This window comes from Microbacterium sp. (assembly GCF_049661145.1).
GTDB lineage: Bacteria > Actinomycetota > Actinomycetes > Actinomycetales > Microbacteriaceae > Microbacterium.
The window spans coordinates 1-6,709 of record NZ_JBASZT010000249.1 but is presented as its reverse complement, the minus strand read 5'-3'; the positions used below and the strand labels follow the sequence as shown (position 1 = coordinate 6,709).

Below are 6,709 nucleotides of genomic sequence, written 5' to 3'. Positions count from 1 at the left end.
GGCGAGCGCCGCGAGCGGTACCGCGACAGCCGCCGTACCGAGCGTCACGAACGCGGTCGCGAGCCCCGAGAACGCCTCATCGCCGGAGATGTCCGCAGCTAGGACCGCCCCGAGCGAAATCGTCGCGCCGAACGCGATGCCGCCGAGGATCTGTCCCGACGCCAGCACGGCGACCGTGCGACGCCGCAGGCGAGCGAGCGCGGCGGGGTCGAGTGCGTCGGCATCCGTCTCGCCGACGGGCACCGGCTCAGCCATCCGCGCGCGAGGCGTCCCGCACCGGGTTGCGGAGCGTCCCGAGTCCCGTGATCTCCACCTCGACGGTCTGACCCGCCTCGAACGGGCCGACGCCCGCGGGCGTTCCCGTGAGCACGACGTCGCCGGGCAGCAGCGTGAAGGCCGCCGATGCGTACGCGATGATGTCCGGAACCGAATGCACCATGTCGGAGATAGGGCCGTCCTGACGGACCTCGCCGTCGACGCGGGTGACGATGCGAGCGCCACCGCCCAGATCGAACTCGGTCTCGATCGCCGGCCCCAGCGGGCAGAACGTGTCGAAACCCTTCGCGCGAGCCCATTGCCCGTCGCTGCGCTGCAGGTCGCGCGCCGTCACGTCGTTGCCGATCGTGTAGCCGAAGACGTGATCCAGCGCGTCGGATGCCGACACGTTCTTCGCGACGCGGCCGATGACGACCGCCAACTCGCCTTCGAAGTCGGTGCGCTGCGACTGCGGCGGGCGCACGATCGCGTCGCCCGGACCGATGACGGCCGTGTTGGGCTTGAGGAACAGCAGTGGCGCCGCCGGCGCCTCACCGCCCATCTCGGCAGCGTGATCGCGGTAGTTCTTGCCGACGCAGACGATCTTCGACCGCGGGATCACCGGCGCGAGCAGCGCGATCTCGCCGAGGGGCACGCGCTCCCCCGTCGTCTCGAATCCCGCAAAGAGCGGGTCACCGGTGAGCACGACGAGTTCACCCTCGTCGAGGATGCCGAAACGAATCGCGTCCTGATGGCTGAACCTGACGATGCGCATTTCATCAGCCTACTGAGCGTGCACCAGGCGCCTCGACTTGCCGACTTCGTTCGCCCCAGCTCGCGCGAAACGACCAAACTCGGCAAGCGGGAGCCGAGCGCGGGGGTCGGATGCCGCGGCACCCGACCCCCGCGTCCGGCTCACGCGTCGAGGCGCAGCAACCAGCCGTGAGTGTCCTCGCGTCGCCCATACTGGATGTCGGTCAGCTCTTCGCGCAGCGACAGCGCGAGGGTCCCCAACGGCTGCTCTTCGACGAATCCGTGTCCCTTCAACTGCCCGATGGGCGCGACGACGGCGGCAGTGCCGCAAGCGAAGACCTCGACGATGTCACCGGAGGCCACCCCCTGACGCCACTCGTCGATCGAAACCGCGCGCCCTTCGACTCTGTGGCCACGATCCATCGCAAGCTGGAGGATCGACTCACGTGTGATCCCCTCGAGGATCGAATCGGACTGCGGCGTCACGATCCGACCGTCCTTGTAGACGAACACGATGTTCATGCCGCCGAGCTCTTCCACGTTGCGGTCCTGGTCGAGGAACACGACCTGGTCGCAGCCTTCCTCGTAGGCCTCCGCCTGCGGCAGCAGGCTCGCCGCGTAGTTTCCGCCCGTCTTGGCCGCCCCGGTGCCGCCCTTACCGGCGCGGGCATAGTCCTCGCTGAGCCAGATCGAGACCGGCTTCGCGCCGCCCTTGAAGTACGGGCCGACGGGAGAGGCGATGAGGTAGTAGGCCACCTTGTTCGCCGGTCGCACGCCCAGGAAGGCTTCCTTGGCGAACATGAAGGGACGCAGATACAGGCTCTGGTCGGCGCCGGAGGGCACCCAGTCGCCATCCACCGCGATCAGAGCCTTCAACGATTCGAGGAAGTACTCGACGGGAAGCTCCGGCAGGGCGAGCCGCCGCGCGCTGCGCTGCAACCGGCGGCCGTTCTGGTCCGCTCGGAACGTCCACACCGAGCCGTCGGCGTGCCGATACGCCTTGATGCCCTCGAAGATCTCCTGGCCGTAGTGCAGCACCGCCGCGGCCGGGTCCAGCGAGATCGGTCCGTACGGCTGTACTCGGGGTCGATGCCAACCGCCCCGCACCGACCAGCACATGTCGACCATGTGGTCGGTGAAGGTGGTCCCGAAGGCGGGGTCTACGAGCAGCTGCTCGCGCTCTGCGGGGCTCTTGGCGGCGAGGTTGCGGGTGACAGCGAACTCGAGCGGGGCGAGGGCGGCGTCGGGGTCGTACGTGAGACTCATGAAATGTCCTGTGAGGTCGTGACCGGTGCGAAGGAGTGGCGCGAGCCCAGGCTACGCCTGCAGCAGCTGCGCCTGGAGGGCCGCGACGATCGCGTCGCCGATCTGTGAAGTGGTACGCGCGGATCCGTCGCGGCTGGCGATGTCGTGTTCGACGGCCTGCGCGACGCGCGCGGCCGCGTCCGCAAGCCCGAGGTGATCGAGCATGAGGGCGACGGAGCCGATGGCGGCCGTGGGGTCGGCCAGGTGCTTGCCCGCGATGTCCGGGGCCGAGCCGTGCACGGGCTCGAACATCGAGGGAAACACGCCGTCGGGGTTGATGTTCCCCGAAGCGGCGAGGCCGATGCCACCGGTGACGGCGCCGGCCAGGTCGGTGAGGATGTCGCCGAAGAGGTTGTCGGTGACGATGACGTCGAAACGGCCCGGGTTCGTGACCAGGTAGATCGTGGCCGCATCGACGTGAATGTAGTCTACCGCGACGTCGGGGTGCTCCGAGGCCACGGCATCCACGATCCGCTTCCACATCCCGCCGGCGTGGACGAGCACGTTGGTCTTGTGGACGAGAGTGAGCTTCTTCCGACGCCGCTCCGCCTGCGCGAATGCGTAGCGGACCACCCGCTCGACACCGAAGGCCGTGTTGACCGACGTCTCGTTGGCGACTTCGTGCGGAGTGCCGGTGCGGATCGACCCGCCGTTGCCGACGTACGGCCCCTCCGTCCCCTCACGTACGACCATGAAGTCGATCTTGCCGGGATCCGCCAGCGGCCCCGGCGCTCCGGGATAGAGTCTCGCGGGGCGCAGATTGACGTAGTGGTCGAGCTCGAACCTCAGCTTCAGCAACAGACCGCGCTCGATGTTGGCGTCCTTCAGTCGCGGATCTCCGGGCACCCCGCCGACGGCGCCCAGCAGGATGACGTCGTGCTCCTTGATCGCGGCGAGGTCGGCGTCGCTGAGGGTGTCGCCGGTCCCGAGGTAGCGCGCGGCTCCCAGCGAGAACCTCGTCTTCTCGAACGTGACGTCGGATGCCGACGTCACGGCATCCAGCACCTTCTCGGCCTCTGCGACGACCTCCGGGCCGATGCCGTCGCCCGGGATGACGGCGAGTTTCACGACGCGAGACACTTGCGCTCCTGTTCCTGCGCGCCGCACGGTGGCACGCGCGAGTCCAGGCTATCGGGGAACTCCATCGATCAACGGTGCCGTCGGCGCAGGCCCGGGCGAGGGGGCCGGATACGGCGCCGGCAAGGCAGGAGCGCCGCCACCGATTCCCGTGGCCAGTGCGATGTGGAGAACCAGCGCGATCGTCACGATCGCGAGAACGAGACCCACCGGCACCGGCCATGCCCGCTGACCGTGCCGAGTTTCGATACGAATGCTCATGTGGTGAGCGTACGAATCGCCGGTGGCGACCGGCATCGGGGCAGGCGCCGCAATCCGCCTCGGTGCAGACCCTGATGACAGCGGATCACTCACCCTGGGACAATCCGAGTGATGCCCACTCTGCTGATCGTCGACGACCACGACTCCTTCCGGTCGTGGGCGCGCCGCGTGATGACCGAGGACGGGTTCGACGTGGTCGGCGAGGCTGCCGACGGCGCCTCGGCCATTCACGCCGTCACGGCGTTGCGACCGGATGTCACGCTGCTCGACATCCTCCTACCCGATATGACGGGATTCGAGGTCGCAGAGGTGATCCGTGGCAGGACGGCGATCGTGCTGACCTCGAGCCGCGCAGCACGCGACTTCGGGCCCGAACGGGGCGCCGAGCTCGCCAGGGGCTTCATCGAGAAGCGCGATCTGACCGGTCGCGCCGTCGTCGCGGCGGTACGCGGAGATGACGACTGAGGCCGCACGACCCGCCGCCGAGCGCACGTCGTGCATCGGGCACGGCATGCTGCCGCTGGTCGCCGTGCTCGCGGCCGTGTGGGCCATCGGCGGTGCCTGGATCCGCGTGTCGACGGGCTGGACGGGGAACCACTCTCTCGACTTCCTCGCCGGTGGCGCCTATCTCGCGGCCGGGACCTACGCGGTTCACCGCAGACCCGGCAACACCGTCGGCGCGCTCGTGCTCCTGTTCGGTGTCGCATCGTTCCTCACGCCGTGGGCGTTCACGATCCACCCGCCGCTCTACGGGTGGGCATGGATGCTGCTCGACAGCGCCCCAGCGCTCCTCATCCACATGGTGCTCGTCTTCCCGACGGGACGCGCAGCGACGAGGTTCGCACGGTTCGTCATCGTGCTCGGCTACGCCTGGCTCGTGATCGCGAACTTCGTCGCACACGCGACGATCGACCGAGCGGCCCAGGGCTACGACGAGGCTGTGCCGACGATCTCGTTGTGGCCCTCGGTCGTAGCCAACTCGGTCGTCTTCACGACGATCCAGATCAGGACGCCGGTCCTCGCCCTGCTCACCGTCGCTGCCTTCACGCAGCGCTGGATGCTGGCGACACCGGCCGCTCGGCGCGATCTCCAGCCGATGTGGGTCGTGCTCGGGCTCGGCGGCCTCGTGTACAGCGCCCGATCGATCCTGCGGCTCATCTCCGCGTCGGACGAGCTCCTGGATTCGGTCGATCAGCTGCTCTCGGTGGTGCTCATCAGCGCGCCGCTGATCGTCGTGTGGGGTCTGCTGCGCGCCCGGCTCGGCGCATCGACGGTCGTGGAGGTGGTCCGTGTCGGCGACCGGCCGACGACCGCCGCATCCCTGGAGACGGCGCTCGGCCATGCTCTCGGCGACCCGACTCTCCGCCTGCGCATCGCCGACGGATCGGGCGGCTGGACCGACGCTTCGCACCTCCCCATCGACCCGGCGCCCGACGAGGGGCGCGGCGTGACGACGGTCGTCGACGCACGCGGTCTGCCACGCGCCTCCCTCGAGCACGATGCGGGCCTCGACCAGGCCGCCGTCGATGCGGCGGCCGCAGCCGCGGGGATGGCGCTCGAGAACGAGGCGCTGCGCGCACAGGTGGCGACACAGCTGGATGAGGTGCAGGCATCGCGCGCCCGCATCGTCGAGGCGGGGTATCGAGAGCGCCGGCGGGTCGAGCGCGACCTCCACGACGGCGCGCAGCAGCGGCTGCTCTCGGTCGCGCTCGCGCTGCGGCTCGCGCAGCGCGAGGTCGAGAGCGGCGCGGATGCGGCACCCACCATCGCGCAGGCGAGCGACGAACTGCGGCTCGCAATCGATGAACTGCGCGAGCTCGCGCGCGGCATCCATCCGTCGATCCTCACGGACGCCGGGCTCGGCCCGGCCGTGCGGGCTCTCGCCGACCGCTGCCCCGTCACGGTGACCGACCTGCGGTTGCCGCATCACCGTTTCCTTCCCGGCGTCGAGGCGACGGTCTATTTCGTCGTCGCAGAGGCGCTCGCCAACGTCATCAAGCACGCGCGCGCGTCGCGCATGTCGATCCGCATCGAAGCCGATGGCGACGCACTGCTCGTCGCTGTTGTCGACGATGGCGTGGGCGGGGCCGCAGCCGGGACGGGGTCGGGACTGCGCGGTCTGCAGGACAGGGTGGAGGCCGCCGGTGGGACGCTCACCGTGACGAGTCCGACCGGTGGCGGAACCAGAATCGATGCGCGGCTCCCGCTCGCTGATCAGGGCGCACCGCGCGACGCGAAGGGTGCGGCGTGAGGGTCGTGCTGGCCGACGACGCGGCGCTGTTCCGTGCCGGCGTCGCACGCCTGCTCGAGGCCGCGGGGGTCGACGTCGTGGCCGAGGCCGTCGACGTCCCGAGCCTGCGAGCCGCCGTCGACGAGCACATCCCCGACGCCGTGGTCACGGACGTGCGGATGCCGCCGACCTTCACCACCGAGGGGCTGGAGGCGGCGCTCGAGCTGCGCCGGCAGCAGCCGGGGCTGCCGGTGCTCGTGCTGTCGCAGCACGTCGAGTCGAACTACGTCGCCGAGCTCATGCGCGATGGGGCGGATGGCATCGGGTACCTCTTGAAAGATGCCGTCGCCGACGACGCGGAGCTCGTGGAGACGCTGCAGCGACTGGTCGCAGGCCGATCAGCGGTCGATCCGCGAGTCGTGCGTGCGATGCTCGACGCCACAGCCCTCCGCGATCCTCTCGCTGCGCTGAGCGAACGAGAACGAGAGGTGCTCGCGCTGATGGCGGAGGGCCGATCCAACGCGGCGATCTGCGCGACGCTGTTCCTTTCCGACAAGACCGTGCAGTCGCACGTGCGCAGTATCTTCGCAAAGCTCGGACTCGCCCAGGCCGCCGATGATCACCGCCGCGTGCTCGCTGTGCTCACCTACGTCCGGAACGCCCACCGCCGCGGTTGACGCGCCGTCTCCCCCGCTATCCGCGCGACGCGGACCGAGCGCTCCACGTCCCACGCGCTTGAAGTGTCGTCGCCGCGATGATCGCGGCGGTGCCGACCAGGGCCGCCCCGATGAGTGAGGTCACGCCGACTCCCGCGTCGAAGGCGTCCGC

The 6,709-nt window shown here is 69.6% G+C and carries 7 protein-coding genes and 1 pseudogene; 3 read left to right on the top strand and 5 right to left on the bottom strand.

From position 1 onward, the window contains the following. The 5 genes and pseudogenes from WBP48_RS10685 to WBP48_RS10665 all read right to left on the bottom strand — a co-directional run. Positions 1 to 255, bottom strand: a pseudogene (locus WBP48_RS10685) (MFS transporter); the annotation flags it as partial. Further along, positions 248 to 1,030 carry a fumarylacetoacetate hydrolase family protein gene (locus tag WBP48_RS10680; protein WP_424440125.1) on the bottom strand — a complete coding sequence of 261 codons (783 nt, stop codon included), beginning with the start codon at positions 1,028 to 1,030 and terminating at the stop codon, positions 248 to 250. The pseudogene WBP48_RS10685 and the gene WBP48_RS10680, both read right to left, overlap by 8 nt. A 140-nt stretch (positions 1,031 to 1,170) precedes the next feature. Beyond that, on the bottom strand, positions 1,171 to 2,274 hold the full coding sequence (locus tag WBP48_RS10675) for a branched-chain amino acid aminotransferase (RefSeq protein WP_424440122.1): 1,104 nt from the start codon (positions 2,272 to 2,274) through the stop codon (positions 1,171 to 1,173). Between the two features lie 51 nt (positions 2,275 to 2,325). Next, the gene (locus WBP48_RS10670) at positions 2,326 to 3,393 is read right to left on the bottom strand and encodes a 3-isopropylmalate dehydrogenase (RefSeq protein WP_424440119.1); all 1,068 of its coding nucleotides are present in this window, start codon (positions 3,391 to 3,393) and stop codon (positions 2,326 to 2,328) included. Positions 3,394 to 3,441: 48 nt separating this feature from the next. Then, positions 3,442 to 3,651 carry a hypothetical protein gene (locus tag WBP48_RS10665; RefSeq protein WP_424440116.1) on the bottom strand — a complete coding sequence of 70 codons (210 nt, stop codon included), beginning with the start codon at positions 3,649 to 3,651 and terminating at the stop codon, positions 3,442 to 3,444. 111 nt (positions 3,652 to 3,762) lie between these two features. On the opposite strand from WBP48_RS10665, the gene WBP48_RS10660 reads away from it, so the two are divergent. The 3 genes from WBP48_RS10660 to WBP48_RS10650 are packed head-to-tail and all read left to right on the top strand — an operon-like array spanning position 3,763 to position 6,558. Further along, the gene (locus WBP48_RS10660; protein WP_424440113.1) at positions 3,763 to 4,116 is read left to right on the top strand and encodes a response regulator; all 354 of its coding nucleotides are present in this window, start codon (positions 3,763 to 3,765) and stop codon (positions 4,114 to 4,116) included. Then, on the top strand, positions 4,106 to 5,902 hold the full coding sequence (locus WBP48_RS10655) for a sensor histidine kinase (protein ID WP_424440110.1): 1,797 nt from the start codon (positions 4,106 to 4,108) through the stop codon (positions 5,900 to 5,902). Before WBP48_RS10660 ends, WBP48_RS10655 begins: the two co-directional genes overlap by 11 nt. After that, positions 5,899 to 6,558: a response regulator transcription factor gene (locus tag WBP48_RS10650; RefSeq protein WP_424440107.1), complete on the top strand. Its 660-nt coding sequence runs from the start codon at positions 5,899 to 5,901 to the stop codon at positions 6,556 to 6,558. The genes WBP48_RS10655 and WBP48_RS10650 overlap by 4 nt, the downstream gene beginning before the upstream one ends. Positions 6,559 to 6,709 lie beyond the last annotated feature (151 nt).